The sequence below is a fragment of the Stutzerimonas chloritidismutans AW-1 genome (assembly GCF_000495915.1).
Classification (GTDB): Bacteria; Pseudomonadota; Gammaproteobacteria; order Pseudomonadales; family Pseudomonadaceae; genus Stutzerimonas; species Stutzerimonas chloritidismutans.
Map to the genome: position 1 here is coordinate 67,993 of NZ_AOFQ01000017.1, position 17,723 is coordinate 85,715.

Below are 17,723 nucleotides of genomic sequence, written 5' to 3' on the forward strand. Positions count from 1 at the left end.
TTCGGCTTCAGTCCTCGGCACGCCGCTCCAGCTTCTTGCCCAGCCGCGAGGCATAGAGTTCGCCGATCATCCCGCGGCGGAACACCAGCACGCAGACCATGAAGATGATGCCGGTGACCAGCGTCACCGGTAGCTCCGATGTGGCGAAGTAGTTGCCCAGGCTGGTCACCAGCGCGGCGCCGAAGATCGGCCCGACCAGCGTGCCAATACCGCCGAGCAGGGTCATCAGCACCACCTCGCCGGACATCTGCCAGCTGACGTCGGTCAGCGTGGCGAACTGGAACACCAGTGCCTTCAGTCCGCCAGCCAGTCCGGCCAAGGCGGCGGACATGACGAACGCGCCGAGCTTGTAGCGCGACACCGAATAGCCCAGGGAAATGGCGCGGTTCTCGTTCTCGCGGATCGAGCGCAGGATCATGCCGTACGGCGAGTTGATCACGCGCCAGATCAGCAGCATCCCGGCGAGGAATACCGACAGCACGAAGAAGTACATATACAGGGGTTCCTGCAGGTCGATGAAGCCGAGCAGGTGCCCACGTGGAATGTTCTGAATGCCATCCTCACCATGGGTGAAGGGCGCCTGCAGGCAGAAGAAAAAGAACATCTGCGACAGCGCCAGGGTGATCATCGTCGAGTAGATGCCCTGCCGGCGGATCGCCAGAAAGCCGATGATCAGCCCGAGAAACGCCGCGCCGGCAACGCCGACGAGAATGCCCAGCTCGGGCGGCAGCCCCCATTCCTTGACCGCGTGGGCGGTGAAATACGCCGCGCCGCCGAAGAACGCCGCGTGGCCGAAGGAGAGGATGCCGGTGTAGCCGAGCAGCAGATTGAAGGCGCAGGCGAAGAGGGCGAAGCACAGCACCTTCATCAGGAAGATCGGGTAGAAGTAGAAGGGCGCCAGTGCGAGGGCGACCACGCCGATCAGGATCAGCACGGTCTCCAGGCGCAGCAGCGGGCGTTTGGCGGTGGCGCTCATGGATACTGGCGTGGTCATCAGGCGTCCCTCCCCATCAGGCCGGCCGGGCGCACCAGCAGCACGATCGCCATGATCACGAAGATCACGATGTTGGAAGCCTCCGGATAGAACACCTTGGTCAGCCCCTCGAGAATGCCCAGCAGATAGCCGGTGATGATCGCGCCGAGAATCGAGCCCATGCCGCCGACCACGACCACGGCGAACACCACGATGATCAGGTTCGAGCCCATCAGCGGACTGACTTGATAGATCGGCGCGGCGAGCATGCCGGCCAGCCCGGCCAGTGCCGCGCCCATGCCATAGGTGAAGGTCAGCAGCAGCGGCACGTTGATGCCGAAGGTGCGCACCAGCGTCGGGTTCTCGGTGGCGGCACGCAGGTAGGCGCCGAGTTTGGTCTTCTCGATCAGCAGCCAGCTGGCGATGCAGATCACCAGCGAGGCCAGCACGACCCAGGCGCGGTACTTGGGCAGGAACATGAAGCCCAGGTTGTAGCCGCCGGCCAGTGCTTTCGGCACGGCATAGGGCTGCCCGGACGAGCCGTAGAAGTAGCGGAAGGCGCCTTCCAGGGCGAGCGCCAGGCCGAAGGTGAAGAGCAGGCTGTAGAGGTGGTCGAGGTTGTACAGCCGCGAGAGTGCGAGGCGCTCGATCACCGCACTGCACAGGCCGACGATGATCGGCGCGAGGATCAGCGCCGGCCAGTAGCCGATGCCGAGGGTCGCCAGCAGCAGGTAGCCGGCGAAGGCGCCGATCATGTACTGCGCGCCGTGGGCGAAGTTGATGATCTTCAGCATGCCGAAGATGATCGCCAGGCCCAGGCTGAGCATGGCGTAGAACGAGCCGTTGATCAGACCGATCAGCAATTGCCCGAGGAAGGCCTGGATCGGCACATCGAAAATCGTCGTCATCAGACCCCCAGGGCTTCGTTGAGCATGGACATGCGGCCGGGCAGATCGGCGACGTCGAACGAGTCGATGACCTTGCCGTGATCGACCACGTAGAAGCGGTCGGCCACTTTGCTGGCGAAGCGGAAGTTCTGCTCCACCAGCAGGATGGTCATGCCGCGCTGCTTGAGCGTCTGCAACACTTCGCCGATGCGCTGGATGATCACCGGTGCCAGGCCTTCGGTGGGTTCGTCGAGCAGCAGCAGCTTGGCACCCGTGCGCAGGATGCGTGCCATGGCGAGCATCTGCTGTTCACCACCGGAGAGCTTGGTGCCGGGGCTCTTGCGGCGTTCCTCGAGGTTGGGAAACAGCTGGTAGATCTCCGCCAGGGTCATGCCGCCCTTGGCGATCACCGGCGGCAGGGTGAGGTTTTCCTCCACTGTCAGGGTGGAAAAGATGCCGCGCTCCTCCGGCACATAGCCGATGCCGTGGCGGGCGGTGCGGTGCAGCGGTACGCGCAGCATGTCCTTGCCGTCGAAGCGGATGCTGCCACTACGCTTGCGGATAATGCCGACGATCGAGCGCAGCGCGGTGGTCTTGCCGACGCCGTTGCGTCCGAGCAGGGTCACCGTCTCGCCCTGGTGCACGTCGAGGTCGATGCCGTGCAGGGCATGGCTTTCGCCATACCAGGCGTTGAGGTCGCGCACGCTGAGCAAGGGTTCAGTCATCGTCGGTCCCCATGTAGGCCACGCGCACGCGCTCGTCCTGGCTGACCGTGCGGTAGTCGCCGGAAGTAAGGATTTCGCCGCGCTGCAGCACGGTCACCTGATGGCAGAGGTCAGCGACCACCTTAAGGTTGTGCTCGACCATCAGCACCGCGCGCTGGGTGGCCACCTCGCGGATGATCTCGGCCACCACGTGCACGTCTTCGTGGCCCATGCCGGCCATGGGTTCGTCCAGCAGCAGTACCTTGGGCTCCAGCGCCAGGGTGGTGGCGATCTCCAGTACGCGTTTGCGACCGTAGGAGAGATCAGCCGCCAGCTCGTTGCGCTTGTCGGCCAGGCCGACCGACTCGATCAGCTGCATGGCGCGCTCGTTGAGGCGGTTGAGCGAGCGCATCGGCAGCCAGAACTGCGTGGCCAGCCCGCCCGGCCGCTGCAGGGCAACGCGCACGTTGTCCAGCACGCTAAGGTGCGGGAATACCGCCGAGATCTGGAACGAGCGAACCAGCCCCATGCGCGCCACCTTGGCCGGGTCGGTGCGGGTGATGTCCTGGTCGAGCAGGCGGATGGTTCCGCTGGTGGGCTGCAGGAACTTGGTCAGCAGGTTGAACACTGTGGTCTTGCCGGCGCCATTGGGGCCGATCAGGGCGTGCACCTGTGCATGGCGCACGTCCAGGTCGACGTTGTTGACGGCGACGAAGCCGCCGAACTCCTTGCGTAGACCTCGCGCCGAGAGCATGACCGGCGCGTCCGTGGCTGTGCCGGCGGTCGGTCCGCCGGCGTTTAGGCTTTGCGCTGCAGCCATGCTCACTGCCCGACCAGTTCACAGCCGCTATCGGCCGGCTTGATGTAGGCCTCGTCGCCCGGCACCGTGGCCAGCACCTTGTAGTAGTCCCAGGCGCGCTTGCTTTCCTCAGGCTTTTTCACTTCCATCAGGTAGACGTCGCTGATCAGTCGGCCATTGGCGCCTACCTTGGCGTTGCGCGCGAAAACGTCGTCCACCGGCATCTCGTGCATCGCCTTGGCGACCGGCTCGGTGGCGTCGGTGCCGGCCTTCTCGATCGCCTTGAGGTACTGCATGACGCCGGAGTAGGTGCCGGCGTGGACCATGTTCGGCATACGGCCGGTGCGCTTGAAGAAGCGTTCGCCGAACTCGCGGGATTTGTCGTCGCGGTCCCAGTAGAAACTTTCGGTCAGGGTCAGGCCCTGGGCGGCGTCGAGGCCCAGGCCGTGCACTTCGGCGAGGGTAAAGAGCAGCGCGGCGAGGCGCTGGCCGCCGGCGACGATGCCGAACTCGGCGGCCTGCTTGATGCTGTTGGCGGTGTCCAGGCCAGCGTTGGCCAGGCCGATGACCTTGGCGCCGGAGGATTGCGCCTGCAAGAGGAACGACGAGTAATCGGTGCTCGCCAGCGGATGGCGTACCGCGCCCTTGATTTCGCCGCCCTTGGATTTGACGAACTTGCCAGTCTGCTCTTCCAGCGAGTAGCCGAAGGCGTAGTCGGCGGTGAGGAAATACCAGCTGTCGCCACCCTGGGAAACCAGTGCGCCGCCAGTGCCGACCGCCAGCGCATGGGTGTCATAGGCCCAGTGGAAGCCATAGGGTGAGCACTGCTTGCCGGTCAGCTCCGTGGTGGCGGCGCCGGTCACCAGGTTAATCTTCTTCTTGCTCTTGGAAATGCCCTGTACCGCCAGCGCCACCGAGGACGTGGTCAGCTCCATGATCGAGTCGACCTGCTCGCGGTCGTACCACTGCCGCGAGATGTTGGAGGCGATGTCCGGCTTGTTCTGGTGATCGGCGGTGACGATCTCGATGGGCGCGTCGAGTACCTTGCCGCCAAAGTCCTCTGCAGCCATCTTCGCTGCCTCGAACGACCACTTGCCGCCGAAATCGGCATACACGCCGGACTGCTCGTTGAGGATGCCGATCTTCACCTTGCCGTCGGAAATCTCGGCCGAGGCGGGTACGGCGACCACTGCCGTCAGGGTTGCCGCTGCGATTGCTGAAAGCTTCATGCGTATCTCCTTGCACGGTTTGCTCGGCATACGGGTTCGCCCCATGCGAAGCGGTCCGTATGGGCGGGTTAGGGGAAAGCTGGGCAGACGGTCAGGCGCGCAATGCCGTGGATCGCCGGCGGGCTGAATGCAGCGGCCAGGCATTGATGCACGCACGGCGAACGCACTCGTGCGCGGGGCATCACGTCGTCGTGGAAAGTCGCAGAGATGGGAGCTGGAAAGCGGGACCAGAAACGAGTCGAAGCGAGGCTCATGGGCGTCTTCTTCTTATTGTTGTTCTGGCTCTAAACGTAGCAGGGGTTTGCAAGGACGCAACCTGATGGTGGCGTGCCGATCAGTGATGCTGTGCCTGCATGCACCCGAGCCGTCGGGCGCAGGCGGGCAGAGATGCGCTTCAGCGCGCGATCAGGATGTCGCAGGGCGGGTTGTCGATAAACTGCCGGGCGAGGCTGCCAAGCAGAGCGCTGCTCAGTTCACCGCGGCTGTGACTGCCAAGGGCCAGCAGCTGCGGTTGCAGGTCGCGTAGCGCCTCGTCCATGCAATTGTTGCGCTCGCCCTGATGCAGGCTGTAGCTCAGCAGCGCGCCGGTATCCGGCAGCTGCGGCTGGATATCTTCGATCAGCTGGTCGAACAGCTCCTGCTGCAGTGACAGACCTTCGTAATCGGGGCCGTGTACTTCGGCCATCTCGTCGATGTGCAGAGCGTGCAGCTCGGCACCTTCGCCCAGCAACTCCCAGGCGCAGTGCATGGCGCGCGTGGCGCAGCGGGAGAAATCCAGCGCAGCCACGGCGCGATGATACGGGGCCTCTGCCGGGGTGATAGCCAGCAACAGCGGCGCCCGGCTTTCCAGCATGACGCGCTCCAGCGTGGTGCCGGCGAATCCCTGGCTCGACCCCTTGTGATGGCGGCCCAGCACCAGCAGATCGGCCTCCAGCCCCTCGGCCTGGGTGAGGATCTCCTCCACCGGCTGCCCGCGGCGAATCCAGGGTTCGAGCTGACCCAGCCCGTTCTCCTGCAGGCGTTGCTGCAGGAGTGCGCGTGCCTGCTGTTCGTCGCTCCCGGCGTCGCGCTCGTCGAGTACGTAAAGCAGGCTGATGCGAGCACCGGTCTGGCGCGCCAGGCCGGCGGCACGTTGCAGCGCGAGATCGGCGTCCGGGCTGAGATCGTGGGCGACAAGAATGTGCTGAACCCGATTGTGCTGAAGCATGGGCGGCCTCGCGAAGCTGGCGAAAGGCGCAAGTATGCCGTGGCCGCGGGGGCATGTCCCGCCCGTGACCCGCGTCGCTGGGTTGATCGGGCGCAACAACTTCACGGGCAATGGCCACTCGTGCTTTTGTCGATCCGATCCTGCGGCTATGCTTGCCGGCATTCGAGCAGGAGTTAAGGATGAGCAAGGTCAGTGTGCTGGTGGTGGATGACGCGCCCTTTATCAGGGATCTGGTGAAGAAGGCGCTCCGTAGTCACTTTCCCGGCATTCGCATCGAGGATGCGGTCAACGGGCGCAAGGCCCAGCAAATACTCAGCCGTGAGCGCTTCGACCTGATCCTCTGTGATTGGGAAATGCCGGAGATGTCAGGTCTGGAGCTGCTGACCTGGTGCCGCACGCAGGATGCGCTGAAGACCACGCCGTTCATCATGGTCACCAGCCGTGGCGACAAGGAGAACGTGGTACAGGCCATTCAGGCCGGCGTTTCGGATTTCATCGGCAAGCCGTTTTCCAACGAACAGCTCACCAGCAAGGTACGCAAGGCCCTCGGCCGCGCCGGCAAGCTGGATGCCCTGGCCGCCAGCGCGCCGACGCGAACTCTGGCGACCGGCATGGCCAACGACTCGCTGGCCGCGCTGACGGGCGGCAAGGCCGAGGTGGTACGACCCGCCGCTCCGGCCGCCGACGCCAAGGCCTCGCCGCTGATTCAGCCCAGTGCAGCGCCTGCCAGCGCACCAGCCGGTGCCGCGTCTGGTCGCGGGCAGGGCCAGTTGCGCCTGGCCAACGGCAGTGTCGCCTGCGTGATCAAGGCGCTGAGCCTCAAGGAAGCGCTGCTGGTGGTCAAACGCGGCGAGCAGTTGCCGCAGGTGCTGGAAAGCGCCGTGCTCGATCTCGAGCAGGGCGAGGGCGGTGAGGTCGCCCGTCTCAATGGCTACCTGCATGCCGTCGCCGCGTTCGAACCCAAGCCCGACAGCGAGTGGCTGCAGCTGTCGTTCCGCTTCGTTGATCGCGATCCGCAGAAGATGGACTACCTGTCGCGCCTGATCGCCCGTGGTACCGCGCAGCGGCACTTCGTTCCAGGCGCCTGATTCGACCCGGCCAGGTGACCGTTCGGCGCCTGGCCACGCAGACAAACTGACGAGCATCACACCCCGACGGTCGGTGGCTCGCACAGGTTCTTCGGCACTGCTAGTCTTCCCGCTCCAACACTATAACCACTAGAAACTGCCGTTATGCTGGGGCGCATTCTTCTGTTGCTCGGGCTGCCGCTGCTGGCTACGCCGGCGCTGGCCCTGACCATCTACAAATACACCGACGCCAATGGGGTCGTGACCTACAGCGACCAGGCTGCGCCTGGCGCGCAGGTTTTCGTCTTCAGTGACCGCATGGTGGAAAAGCTCGACACCCAGGTCAAACTGGAAACCCGCAAGCACGCGGCGGGCGAGACGCTGCTGGTGCGTAACGACCTGTTCGCGCCGGTCGATATCGAGCTGAAGCTGGAAAACGTCGTCAATGCCGTCGGCGCACCGGCCAAGCCGATTCGTTGGGTATTGCCGCCGCGCAGTCAGATTCGGCTGGCCACGCTGGCCCCGCGCGATGCCAGCAAGCCACTCAAATACACGCCCAAGCTTCGCCATGCCTTAGGCGATCCGCGCCTGCTGCCCAAACCTTACAAGTATCCGCTGCCATGGCGCGGCGGTCCGTTCCGCCTGACCCAGGGCGCCAACGGCCAGTACAGCCATTTCACGCCGAAGGGCCGCTATGCGGTCGACATCGCCATGCCCGAAGGCACGCCCATCGTCTCCGCGCGCGGCGGCATGGTGGTGAAGATCGAGAACGAGCAGAGCGGGCGGGGCAACAATCCGGCCGGCAACTTCGTGCGCATCATGCATGACGACGGCACCATGGGCGTCTACCTGCACCTGATGAAAGGGTCGGTAGCGGTGCGCGAGGGACAGCGCGTCGAGAGTGGTACGCGTATCGCGCGTTCCGGCAATACCGGCAACAGCACCGGGCCGCACCTGCACTTCGTGGTGCAGCGCAACGTCGGCCTGGCGATCGAGTCGATTCCCTTCGACTTCTCGCAGCCGGTCAACAGCCTGCCGAATTTCGCCGTGGGGGGTGAGTAGCCGCGCTGGCCGCTCACCGGTCCGTTTATGACAGGTCGGCAATTTCAGCAACTCAGAATGCCAGGCCGACCTTCAAACCGACCTGTTCCTGCTTGAGCTTGCTGTTTTCGGCAAACTCGCTGTCACTGTCGATCTCGTAGCGGGTCTGGGTGTAGTACAGGCTGGTGCTGATTGGCATGTTGTTGATGCCCTTGTTCCACAGCACGCTCAGCTCACCGTAGGGGTTGACCTTGTCCTTGAGGTCGACGGTGTCGCTTTCGCCGCCAACCTTCAGCTTGCTGTCCGCTTCAATGGAATAGCGGGCGCCCACTTCAAGGCGCACGGTGTAGTCGGGCGTCAGGTAGTTGTAGCCGATACCTGCCTTGGCGAATGGCGAGCGGGTGGTCAGCTTGACGTCTTCCTCGAATATGCCGACGCGCACGTCATCCTGCTCGATGCGTCCCCAGTCGTAGCCGCCGCCGACAATCAGGTCGACATAGTTGTTGGTACTCAGGGCTGCGCGCAGGCCCAGGTCGAGATCGGCGCGAGCGGACAGATATTCCACATCGTCTTTTTCACGGTACTGACCTTCGATTCCGGCCTGGTAGATGAAGCCTTCCTGTCCGGTCATCTTGTTGCCGAAGTTGTAGTACAGCCCGCCCTGGTTGAGGTGCTCCTTGTCGCTTTCGTCGTTCACGGTCAGCTTGTACTGATTGTGCGAGCCAATGACGCCGAACGTGGAGATTGGGCCGGTGGCCGATTGAGCGAAAGCCTGAGAGGTGGCTGCCAGGCACAGGGCCAAGGCGGTTGTGGTAGTCAAACCATTGATGCGCATGCGGGAAGCTCCATCGTCATTCGATAAGAAATCGGTGGCGGCTCAAGCGAGCCGCTTATGGCGTGGACTGGCGCTGTCTGAAAATAATTCTGCGTATCACGATGGGCGGTCGTTAATACTTGTAAATCAAGGATTAGCGAGCGGTATGTAAATAAAAAGGTAACTATGGTTGGCCAGCAATGGCGGGCGTTCTATCCCGGAAAACGAAGAACCTTGGCCAAGACGATCTTCGGTCCGCGCATCTTCTTGATGACTATCTGCAGGCCATCGACCTGAAGCACTTCGTCTTCATCGGGGACACGTTTCAGCGTCTCGTAAACCAGACCGGCAAGGGTTTCAGCCTCGACGTGATCGAGATCGATCTCCAGCAGGCGCTCCAGCTTGAACAGCGGGGTGTCGCCGCGGACCAGCAGCTTGCCGGGCTGGTAGGCAAGCACGCCGCGTTCGGTCTTGCGATGTTCGTCCTGGATGTCGCCAACCAGCACTTCGAGCACGTCTTCCATGGTCAGGAAGCCAATCACCTTGTGGTCGCCTTCCTCGACCAGTACGAAATGCGCCCCTCCCTGACGAAACTGCTCGAGCAGGCTGGCCAGCGGCATGTGCTTGGACACCCGTTCCAGTGGGCGCAGCAGCTCGTTCAGGCAGAAGTGCTCGGGCAGGTGATCATCGGCGGCCAGCGCCAGCAGCAGATCCTTGATGTGCAGCAAGCCGACGTACTCGCCCTGCTGGTTGTCGTAGACAGGGTAGCGGCTGTACTTGTGGCGGCGAATGACCTCGAGGACCTCGCTCAGCGGCGCATCGTGCTCGAGTTGCAGCAGGTCCTCGCGGGAGTTGGCCCAGTCAACGACTTCCAGCTCGCTCATTTCCACCGCCGAGGCCAGCACCTGGATCTGCTGGTTGCCGGGGTCGCGGGCGCGGTTGGAATGCAGGATCAGCTTGAGCTCGTCGCGGCTGTAGTGATGATCGTGGTGCGCCCCCGGCTCGCCCTGGCCGGCAATGCGCAGAATGGCGTTGGCACTGGCATTGAGCAGGTAGATGGCCGGGTACATCAGCCAGTAGAACAGGTACAGCGGAACGGCCGTCCACAGCGATAGCAGCTCCGGCTTGCGGATCGCCCAGGACTTCGGTGCCAGCTCACCAACCACGATATGCAGGTAGGAAATGATGAAGAAGGCAGTGAAGAAAGCGATGCCGTGCACCAGCGCCTGGGACTGGATGCCGATGCTGGCCAGCAGCGGTTCGAGCAGGTGCGCGAACGCCGGCTCGCCGACCCAGCCGAGGCCGAGCGAAGCGAGGGTGATGCCTAGCTGGCAGGCCGAAAGGTAGGCGTCGAGCTGAGCGTGAACGGTGCGCAGAATGTGCCCGCGCCAGCCGTGCCGGCTGGCAATCGCTTCCACCTTGGTGGAGCGCAGCTTGACCATGGCGAACTCGGCGGCAACGAAGAAGCCGTTGAGCAGCACGAGGAACAGGGCAAAGAGAATCAGACCGAAATCGGCGAAATAGGACGAGGCGGCGTAACTGGGGGAGGGGTCCATGAAGGGGTCGGGTAGCCAATGATCGCGACAGGATGGCGGCGGCGGGCCGGCTTTTCAAGCGATGAGCCGGGATTTTTCCGGCTCGCGCTGGCAGCGGGTCAGCGTTCGGACACCTGGCTGTTCTGGAAGTGGCAGGAGAAGCGGCTGCCTTGGCCAGGTGTACTGCTGATATCCAGGCGGCCCTGGTGGCGCAGCAGCACGTGCTTGACGATGGCCAGCCCCAGTCCCGTGCCGCCGGTGCTGCTGGCACGGCTGGAGTCGACGCGGTAGAAACGCTCGGTCAGGCGTGGCAAATGCTTCTGCTCGATACCGATACCGCTGTCCTCGACACTGAGGTGCGCACCGACCTCGTCGGCCCACCAGCGCACATGCACACTGCCGCCATCGGGTGTGTACTTCACCGCATTGAACACCAGGTTGGAGAAGGCGCTGCGCAGCTCCGTCTCGCTGCCCTTGAGCAGCAGCGCCGGGTCGGCATCGAGGCTGATCAGGTGGCCGCGGCTGCCAGATAGTGCGCGGGCATCGCTGATGATCGATTGCAGCAGCAGGCCCACCGCCACCGGCTGGTTGTCGGTCGGGCGACTGCTGGTTTCCAGACGAGCCAGCAGGAGTAGGTCGTTGAGCAGGTGCTGCATGCGCCCGGCCTGCTGATTCATCTGCTGCAGCGCCCGGAGCCAGCGCGGGTTCACCGCATCGGCGTTTTCCAGCAGTGTCTCCAGATAGCCGGCGATGACGGTGAGCGGCGTGCGCAACTCGTGGGATACGTTGGCGACGAAGTCTTTGCGCATCTGCTCCAGCTGGTGCAGGCGGGTGACGTCGCGGACCAGCAGCAGGTGCTCGCGGTTGCCGTAGCGGGTGATGTTGAACTGCAGGCGAATGCGGTCGTCGACGGGCGAGGCCAGCTCAAGCGGCTGGTCGTAGTTGCCGCCGTCGAAGTACTCCTTGAACGCCGGATGACGCACCAGGTTGCCGATCGGATGACCGGCGTCCTGCGGCTTCTTGAGCCCCAGTAGGCGGTTGGCGGCGGGGTTCCACCATTCCAGGTTGCCGTCGCTGTCGAGCATGATCACCGCATCCTTGAGTGCCGCGGTAGAGCCCTGGGCGCGATCGATGATGCCTTGCAGTTCGCCGCGCAGGCGCAGGTCGCGGCGCTGCATCTGGTAGAGATTGTCGAACACATCGCCCCAGATCCCGGCCGAGTCCGGTGGCGGCTCATCGGGGTCGGCACGGTGCAGCCAGCGCTGCAGGCGTAGCAGCTGGCGCAGGGTCCAGATGAGATAGCCGCTCAGGCCAAGGACCAGCGCCCAGGCATATTCGCCGGTCAGCAGTCCCAGCAGCAGGCAGCCGCCCAGCAGAAGCAGCAGGCGACGCACGAGGGCTCCTTGCCAGTCCTGATTCAACCGATGCACTCCAGAGAGGTGGCGATGATGGGATGGATGACGCCGGGACTCATGCGCACCCGGCGCGCTCAGCTTTTGCTGGAGAAACGATAACCGGTGCCGCGTACCGTCTGCACCAGGTTCTCGTAGGCCTCACCGAGCGCCTTGCGCAGCCGACGGATATGCACATCGACAGTGCGCTCCTCGACATAGACATTGCCGCCCCAGACCTGATCGAGCAGCTGGCTGCGGGTGTAGGCGCGCTCCTGGTGGGTCATGAAGAATTGCAGCAGACGGTATTCGGTGGGGCCCATCTCGGCCGGTTTGCCGTCGATGGTGACGCGGTGGCTGATCGGGTCGAGCAGCAGGCCACCGATCTCGATCGGCGACTCGCTGTCCACCGGCGTCGCACGGCGCAGCACGGCCTTCAGGCGCGCTACCAGCTCGCGCGGTGAGAAGGGTTTGGTGATGTAGTCGTCGGCGCCGACTTCCAGACCCTGAATCTTGTTGTCCTCTTCACCCTTGGCGGTAAGCATGATGATTGGCGTGTCGGCGGTCAGCTCGTCACGCTTGAGGCGGCGGGCCAGTTCGATGCCGGAGGTGCCGGGCAGCATCCAGTCAAGCAGGATCAGATCCGGCTTGCGGTCGATGATCAGCGCGTGGGCCTGCTGGGTGTTCTCTGCTTCGAGACAGTCATAGCCGGCCATTTCCAGGGCGACGACGATCATCTCCCGGATCGGCGCCTCGTCATCGACGATCAGTATGCTCTTGCCGTTCATGGTCAAGCCTCGGGTCTGTTCTTGTCGTCCGGCATTAGATAACGGAATTATTGCAGCCATGTGACAGGCAGACGGCAACAGGCTGCCGTGCTCCGGCGCTCTAGCCCGGCGCGCCTGGGCTTAAGCCTTGGTAGCGTAGTCCAGCACGATGCCCGCCAAGATCGCCAGTCCTGCCCAGTGGTTGTGCAGGAACGCCTTGAAGCAGATCTGCGGTTTGCGCGATTGGGTTTTCCAGAACTCCCAGGCGAAGCAGCCGGCGGCGACCACCAGCCCGAGGTGGAACCACTGGCCTAGCTCGAAGCGCACGCCGGCAAGGAGCAGGCAGAACAGCGCCAGGCCCTGCAGGGTGACGATGATGACGCGGTCCGCTTCGCCGAAGAGGATGGCGGTGGACTTGATGCCAATCTTCAGGTCGTCCTCGCGGTCGGCCATGGCGTAGTAGGTGTCGTAGGCCACCGTCCACAGCAGATTGGCAATGAACAACAGCCAGGCCTCGGGCGGCAGGCTGCCGGTCTCCGCGGTGAAGGCCATCGGCATGCCCCAGGAGAAGGCCGCGCCGAGCACCACCTGCGGATAGAAGGTGTAGCGTTTCATGAACGGGTAGCAGGCGGCCAGCGCCAGGGCGCCGAAGGACAGGTAGACGGTGGTCGCGTTGGTCAGCAGCACCAGGCCGAAGCTCAGGCCCACCAGCACGGCGAACAGCGTCCAGGCCTCGCGCGAGCTGATCTTGCCGGTGGCCATGGGGCGCGCCTGGGTGCGTTGCACGTGGCCATCGAAGTTGCGGTCGGCGAAGTCGTTGACCACGCAGCCGGCGGCGCGCATGAGGATCACGCCGGTGACGAAGATGAACAGGTTCTTCGCGTTGGGCACGCCTTCGGCAGCGATCCACAGCGCCCACAGCGTCGGCCATAACAGCAGATAGGTGCCGATGGGCCGGTCCAGGCGCATCAGCTGGATGAAGTCCCAGGCGCGCGGGTGCAGGCGATTGCACGATTGCAGCAGTTTCAGATACATCAACGGCTCTCCTTGGCGGAAGGGGGCATGCAGAGCGGCGCGCTCAGGGCGTGACGGCGGCGGCCTGCCACAGCTCGGGGAGGAACACCTCGGCGACCAGCACGCCGAGCCGATTCTGGCGGAAGCACGAGCGCCGCGCCCAGAGGCCGTCGACACGGCACGCATCCGGTAGCCAGCGCGCGGGGTAATGACAGGCCTCGAGCGTGCCGCGGGCAAAGGGCGGATCGCTGAACAACAGCTCACCCAGGGAACGATTGCCCAGGCGCTGCAGGTCGAGGCCGGAGTCCTCCAGCTGCGCTCGCGCGGCGACGCTGCGGGCGAACACCCAGGGCTGGCCTTGACCGCACAGATAGACCTCACGCACCCAGCCCTCGCTGTCGGCCGGAACGCCAAGCGCGGCGCACTCGTCGGCGCGCAGGGGCTGCCAGGCTTCGTGTAGCGGCGTCACGCTGAAGGCGCCATCGGCCAGCTCGGTCAGGCGGCGGGTGAGCGAGCCCTTGTCGACGTAGAGCCAGTCGTGCAGGGCGGGATCGAGGGGGGAGGGGAGGCGGTCGGCACTTAGCCAGTCATGAATTTCGGACACGGTGCGTCAGAGCTAGCGGAAAAGAGCGGCGAGTCTAGCATGCGACTTGGGCGCGGCACGGGTGCGGGCTGTCCGGCCAGGCTGTAGCCGCGCTCGGTAAACGCTACATACGCCTCAGGTCCAGCCTTCAAGACGCATGGTGGCGCGCACCAGGCGCTGCTCCTCCTGCTCGATCTCCTTGAGGTTGTCGCGAATGCCGTGGATATGGTCGCGTGCCGCACGCTGGGCCTGTTCCGGCAGACGCTCGATCACCGCGTGATAGAGACGCGAGTGCTGGCGGTCGATCTGGCGCTTCTGTGCCGGTCGGTGGTAGAGGTTGTTCACCGAGGCGAAAACCGTGCTGAGCATCAGGTCGGTCAGCGACTGCAGCGTGTGCACCAGCACCGGGTTGTGCGAGGCCTCGCAGATCGCCAGATGAAACGCGTGGTCGAGGCGGGCGTGCTCGCGGGGGTCGGCGCCCTCTTCGCTGGCGTGGGCGGCGAGCATTTCCTCGTAGCGGCGGCGTAGCAGCACGAAATCCGCGTCGGTGCCGCGCAAGGCCGCCAGCCGCGCCGATTCGCTTTCCAGCAGCGCACGCACTTCCAGCAGGTCATAGAGCGTGCGCGGTTGCGAGTTGAACAGGTGCATCAGTGGGCTGGCGTCATGGTTGCCGGACAGTTCGGCAACGAAGGAGCCACGGCCCTGGGACGTCTCGATGATGCCGCGTCCACGCAATACGCGCAGGCCCTCGCGCAACGCCGAGCGGGAAATGCCCAGCTTCTCGCACAGGCGGCGTTCCGATGGCAGCGCCTGGCCGACCTTCAATACGCCGTCGACGATCAAACGTTCGATACGCTCGGCGACGACATCGGCGACTTGACGACGGTCATTGTGGTTTTCGTTCTGCATGTCCTTCGTTCTCCCACTGGTAGGACCAGTTTGGCGGGAGTTTACCCTGAATGCCTGAATACCAGTAACAGCACCGTCTGGAGGACTATTCGGTAGTGCCTTTCATCGGGCGACTACAAAAAACTGGTAGGACCAGTTGTCTAGGTCATGGACTGGGGGCCATCTTCGACGTTAAAGATGCGTCATTCCACCGCAGTCGTTCGCGCTGGCTGCAACCCACGAGAACCGGAACCTGCCATGAACATTCTCTACGACGAACGCGTCGATGGTGCGTTGCCCAAGGTCGACAAGGCCGCCCTGCTGGCCGAGCTGCAGGCGCAGTTGCCCGATCTGGACATCCTCCACCGCAGCGAGGACCTCAAGCCCTACGAGTGCGACGGGCTTTCCGCCTACCGCACCACGCCGCTGCTGGTGGTGCTGCCCGAGCGCATTGAGCAGGTCGAGACGCTGCTCAAGCTCTGCCATCAGCGCGGCGTGCCGGTGGTTGCCCGTGGCGCCGGTACCGGCCTGTCTGGCGGCGCGCTGCCACTGGAGCAGGGCATCCTGCTGGTCATGGCGCGTTTCAACAAGATTCTCGAAGTCGACCCGGCTGGGCGCTTCGCCCGGGTCCAGCCCGGCGTGCGCAACCTGGCGATCTCCCAGGCCGCGGCCCCCTATGAGCTGTACTACGCGCCGGACCCCTCATCGCAGATCGCCTGCTCCATCGGCGGCAACGTCGCCGAGAATGCCGGCGGTGTGCATTGCCTGAAGTACGGCCTGACCGTGCACAACCTGCTCAAGGTGGACATCCTCACCGTCGAGGGCGAGCGCATGACCCTCGGTTCCGATGCACTGGATTCGCCGGGCTTCGACCTGCTGGCGCTGTTCACCGGCTCCGAAGGCATGCTCGGCATCGTCACCGAGGTGACGGTCAAGCTGCTGCCCAAGCCGCAGGTGGCCAAGGTGCTGCTCGCCGCCTTCGACTCGGTGGAGAAGGCCGGTCGTGCGGTGGGCGACATCATCGCCGCCGGCATCATCCCCGGTGGCCTGGAAATGATGGACAACCTGTCGATCCGCGCTGCCGAGGACTTCATCCACGCCGGTTATCCGGTGGATGCCGAGGCCATCCTGCTCTGCGAACTGGATGGCGTCGAAGCTGACGTGCATGACGACTGCGCCCGCGTCAGCGAAGTGCTCAAGCTGGCCGGTGCCACCGAAGTGCGCCTGGCCAAGGACGAAGCCGAGCGCGTGCGTTTCTGGGCCGGACGCAAGAACGCCTTCCCGGCGGTCGGGCGCATCTCGCCGGACTACTACTGCATGGACGGCACCATCCCGCGGCGCGAATTGCCGGGCGTGCTCAAGGGCATTTCCGATCTGTCCGAGCAGTTCGGCCTGCGCGTGGCCAACGTGTTCCACGCCGGCGACGGCAACATGCACCCGCTGATCCTCTTCGATGCCAACCAGCCCGGTGAGCTGGAGCGCGCCGAGGAACTGGGCGGCAAGATCCTCGAACTCTGCGTCGAGGTCGGCGGCAGCATCACCGGCGAGCACGGTGTCGGCCGCGAGAAAATCAACCAGATGTGCGCGCAGTTCAACAGCGACGAGCTGACCCTGTTCCACGCGGTGAAGGCGGCGTTCGACCCGAGCGGGCTGCTCAACCCCGGCAAGAACATCCCGACCCTGCATCGCTGCGCCGAATTCGGCCGCATGCACATCCACAACGGTCAGCTGCCTTTCCCCGAACTGGAGCGTTTCTGATGTCCGTAATCGCCAACGACGCCAGCGCGCTGTTGCTGGACCAGGTCAACCAGGCGCTCGCCGCCAAGACCCCGCTGCGCATTCAGGGTGGCGCGACCAAGGCGTTCCTCGGTCGCGCGGTCGAGGGCCAGCTGCTCGACGTGCGCGAGCACCGCGGCATCGTCAGCTACGACCCCACCGAACTGGTGGTGAGCGTGCGTGCCGGCACACCGCTGGCCGAACTCGAGGCCACCCTGGACGAGGCCGGGCAGATGCTGCCCTGCGAGCCGCCGCACTTCGGCGAAGGCGCCACCGTCGGCGGCATGATCGCCGCCGGGCTGTCCGGCCCGCGGCGCCCGTGGAGCGGTTCGGTGCGCGACTTCGTGCTCGGCTCGCGCATCATCACCGGCCAGGGCAAGCACCTGCGCTTCGGCGGCGAGGTGATGAAGAACGTCGCCGGCTACGACCTGTCGCGCCTGATGGCCGGCAGCTTCGGCTGCCTCGGCGTGCTCACCGAAGTCTCGCTCAAGGTACTGCCCAAGCCGCGCCAGTGCACCAGCCTGCGCCTGGAGATCGACCTCGAGCGCGCGCTGCTCAAGCTTGCCGAATGGGGCCAGCAGCCGATTCCGATCAGCGCCGCCAGCCACGACGGCCAGGCGCTGCACCTGCGCCTGGAAGGCGGCGAAGGCTCTGTTGGTGCGGCCCGCGAGCGCATCGGTGGCGAGGATCTCGACCCCGGCTACTGGAACGATCTGCGCGAGCAGCGCCTGGCGTTCTTTGCCGACCCGCGCCCGCTGTGGCGCCTGTCGCTGCCGAACAACACGCCGGCGCTGGAGCTGCCGGGCGATCAGCTGGTGGACTGGGCCGGCGCCCAGCGCTGGCTGAAGTCCGATGCCGACGCGGTGACCATCCGCGGCATCGCCATTGAGGTCGGCGGCCACGCCACCTGCTTCAGCGAAGGCGCCACGACCAATCCGTTCCAGCCGCTGTCGGCGCCGCTGCTGCGCTATCACCGCCAGCTCAAGGCCGCGCTGGACCCGCAGGGGATCTTCAACCCCGGCCGCATGTATTCCGAGGTCTGACGACG

At 64.7% G+C, this 17,723-nt stretch carries 17 protein-coding genes; 4 read left to right on the forward strand and 13 right to left on the reverse strand.

The features are described 5' to 3' along the window. Positions 1–7: 7 nt before the first annotated feature. From F753_RS31080 to F753_RS31105, 6 genes are all read right to left on the reverse strand, one after another. Positions 8–994 carry a branched-chain amino acid ABC transporter permease gene (locus tag F753_RS31080; protein WP_023444543.1) on the reverse strand — a complete coding sequence of 329 codons (987 nt, stop codon included), beginning with the start codon at positions 992–994 and terminating at the stop codon, positions 8–10. Then, positions 994–1,881: a branched-chain amino acid ABC transporter permease gene (locus tag F753_RS31085; RefSeq protein WP_023444544.1), complete on the reverse strand. Its 888-nt coding sequence runs from the start codon at positions 1,879–1,881 to the stop codon at positions 994–996. The genes F753_RS31080 and F753_RS31085 overlap by 1 nt, the downstream gene beginning before the upstream one ends. Next, complete coding sequence (locus F753_RS31090; protein WP_023444545.1) at positions 1,881–2,585, reverse strand: ABC transporter ATP-binding protein; 705 nt, start codon at positions 2,583–2,585, stop codon at positions 1,881–1,883. Before F753_RS31090 ends, F753_RS31085 begins: the two co-directional genes overlap by 1 nt. After that, a complete protein-coding gene (locus F753_RS31095; RefSeq protein WP_031297349.1) occupies positions 2,578–3,384 on the reverse strand; it encodes an ABC transporter ATP-binding protein in 807 nt (268 codons plus the stop codon). Before F753_RS31095 ends, F753_RS31090 begins: the two co-directional genes overlap by 8 nt. A 2-nt stretch (positions 3,385–3,386) precedes the next feature. Beyond that, a complete protein-coding gene (locus F753_RS31100) occupies positions 3,387–4,592 on the reverse strand; it encodes an ABC transporter substrate-binding protein (RefSeq protein ID WP_023444547.1) in 1,206 nt (401 codons plus the stop codon). A 394-nt stretch (positions 4,593–4,986) separates the two neighbouring features. Further along, a complete protein-coding gene (locus F753_RS31105; protein WP_023444548.1) occupies positions 4,987–5,799 on the reverse strand; it encodes a universal stress protein in 813 nt (270 codons plus the stop codon). A gap of 179 nt (positions 5,800–5,978) precedes the next feature. On the opposite strand from F753_RS31105, the gene F753_RS31110 reads away from it, so the two are divergent. Then, the gene (locus F753_RS31110; RefSeq protein ID WP_023444549.1) at positions 5,979–6,887 is read left to right on the forward strand and encodes a response regulator; all 909 of its coding nucleotides are present in this window, start codon (positions 5,979–5,981) and stop codon (positions 6,885–6,887) included. 144 nt (positions 6,888–7,031) lie between these two features. Next, complete coding sequence (locus tag F753_RS31115) at positions 7,032–7,928, forward strand: peptidoglycan DD-metalloendopeptidase family protein (RefSeq protein WP_023444550.1); 897 nt, start codon at positions 7,032–7,034, stop codon at positions 7,926–7,928. Positions 7,929–7,980: 52 nt separating this feature from the next. On the opposite strand, the gene F753_RS31120 is transcribed toward F753_RS31115, so the two are convergent. From F753_RS31120 to glcC, 7 genes are all read right to left on the reverse strand, one after another. Next, positions 7,981–8,742, reverse strand: a complete 762-nt coding sequence (locus F753_RS31120; protein ID WP_023444551.1) for an outer membrane beta-barrel protein — start codon at positions 8,740–8,742, stop codon at positions 7,981–7,983. A 191-nt stretch (positions 8,743–8,933) separates the two neighbouring features. After that, the gene (locus F753_RS31125) at positions 8,934–10,277 is read right to left on the reverse strand and encodes a hemolysin family protein (protein ID WP_023444552.1); all 1,344 of its coding nucleotides are present in this window, start codon (positions 10,275–10,277) and stop codon (positions 8,934–8,936) included. 98 nt (positions 10,278–10,375) lie between these two features. Continuing rightward, positions 10,376–11,677: a phosphate regulon sensor histidine kinase PhoR gene (gene phoR / locus F753_RS31130; RefSeq protein WP_023444553.1), complete on the reverse strand. Its 1,302-nt coding sequence runs from the start codon at positions 11,675–11,677 to the stop codon at positions 10,376–10,378. 68 nt (positions 11,678–11,745) lie between these two features. After that, positions 11,746–12,435 (reverse strand): phosphate regulon transcriptional regulator PhoB, encoded by a 690-nt coding sequence (gene phoB, locus F753_RS31135; protein WP_023444554.1) that lies wholly within the window; start codon positions 12,433–12,435, stop codon positions 11,746–11,748. Between the two features lie 120 nt (positions 12,436–12,555). Then, on the reverse strand, positions 12,556–13,449 hold the full coding sequence (ubiA, locus tag F753_RS31140) for a 4-hydroxybenzoate octaprenyltransferase (protein ID WP_023444555.1): 894 nt from the start codon (positions 13,447–13,449) through the stop codon (positions 12,556–12,558). A gap of 43 nt (positions 13,450–13,492) precedes the next feature. Next, the gene (locus F753_RS31145) at positions 13,493–14,032 is read right to left on the reverse strand and encodes a chorismate--pyruvate lyase family protein (protein ID WP_003297912.1); all 540 of its coding nucleotides are present in this window, start codon (positions 14,030–14,032) and stop codon (positions 13,493–13,495) included. A 114-nt stretch (positions 14,033–14,146) separates the two neighbouring features. Next, positions 14,147–14,920 (reverse strand): transcriptional regulator GlcC, encoded by a 774-nt coding sequence (gene glcC, locus F753_RS31150; RefSeq protein ID WP_003297910.1) that lies wholly within the window; start codon positions 14,918–14,920, stop codon positions 14,147–14,149. A gap of 237 nt (positions 14,921–15,157) precedes the next feature. On the opposite strand from glcC, the gene glcD reads away from it, so the two are divergent. Continuing rightward, complete coding sequence (gene glcD, locus F753_RS31155; protein ID WP_003297908.1) at positions 15,158–16,657, forward strand: glycolate oxidase subunit GlcD; 1,500 nt, start codon at positions 15,158–15,160, stop codon at positions 16,655–16,657. Continuing rightward, positions 16,657–17,718: a glycolate oxidase subunit GlcE gene (gene glcE, locus F753_RS31160; protein ID WP_023444556.1), complete on the forward strand. Its 1,062-nt coding sequence runs from the start codon at positions 16,657–16,659 to the stop codon at positions 17,716–17,718. Before glcD ends, glcE begins: the two co-directional genes overlap by 1 nt. The last annotated feature ends 5 nt before the right edge of the window (positions 17,719–17,723 follow it).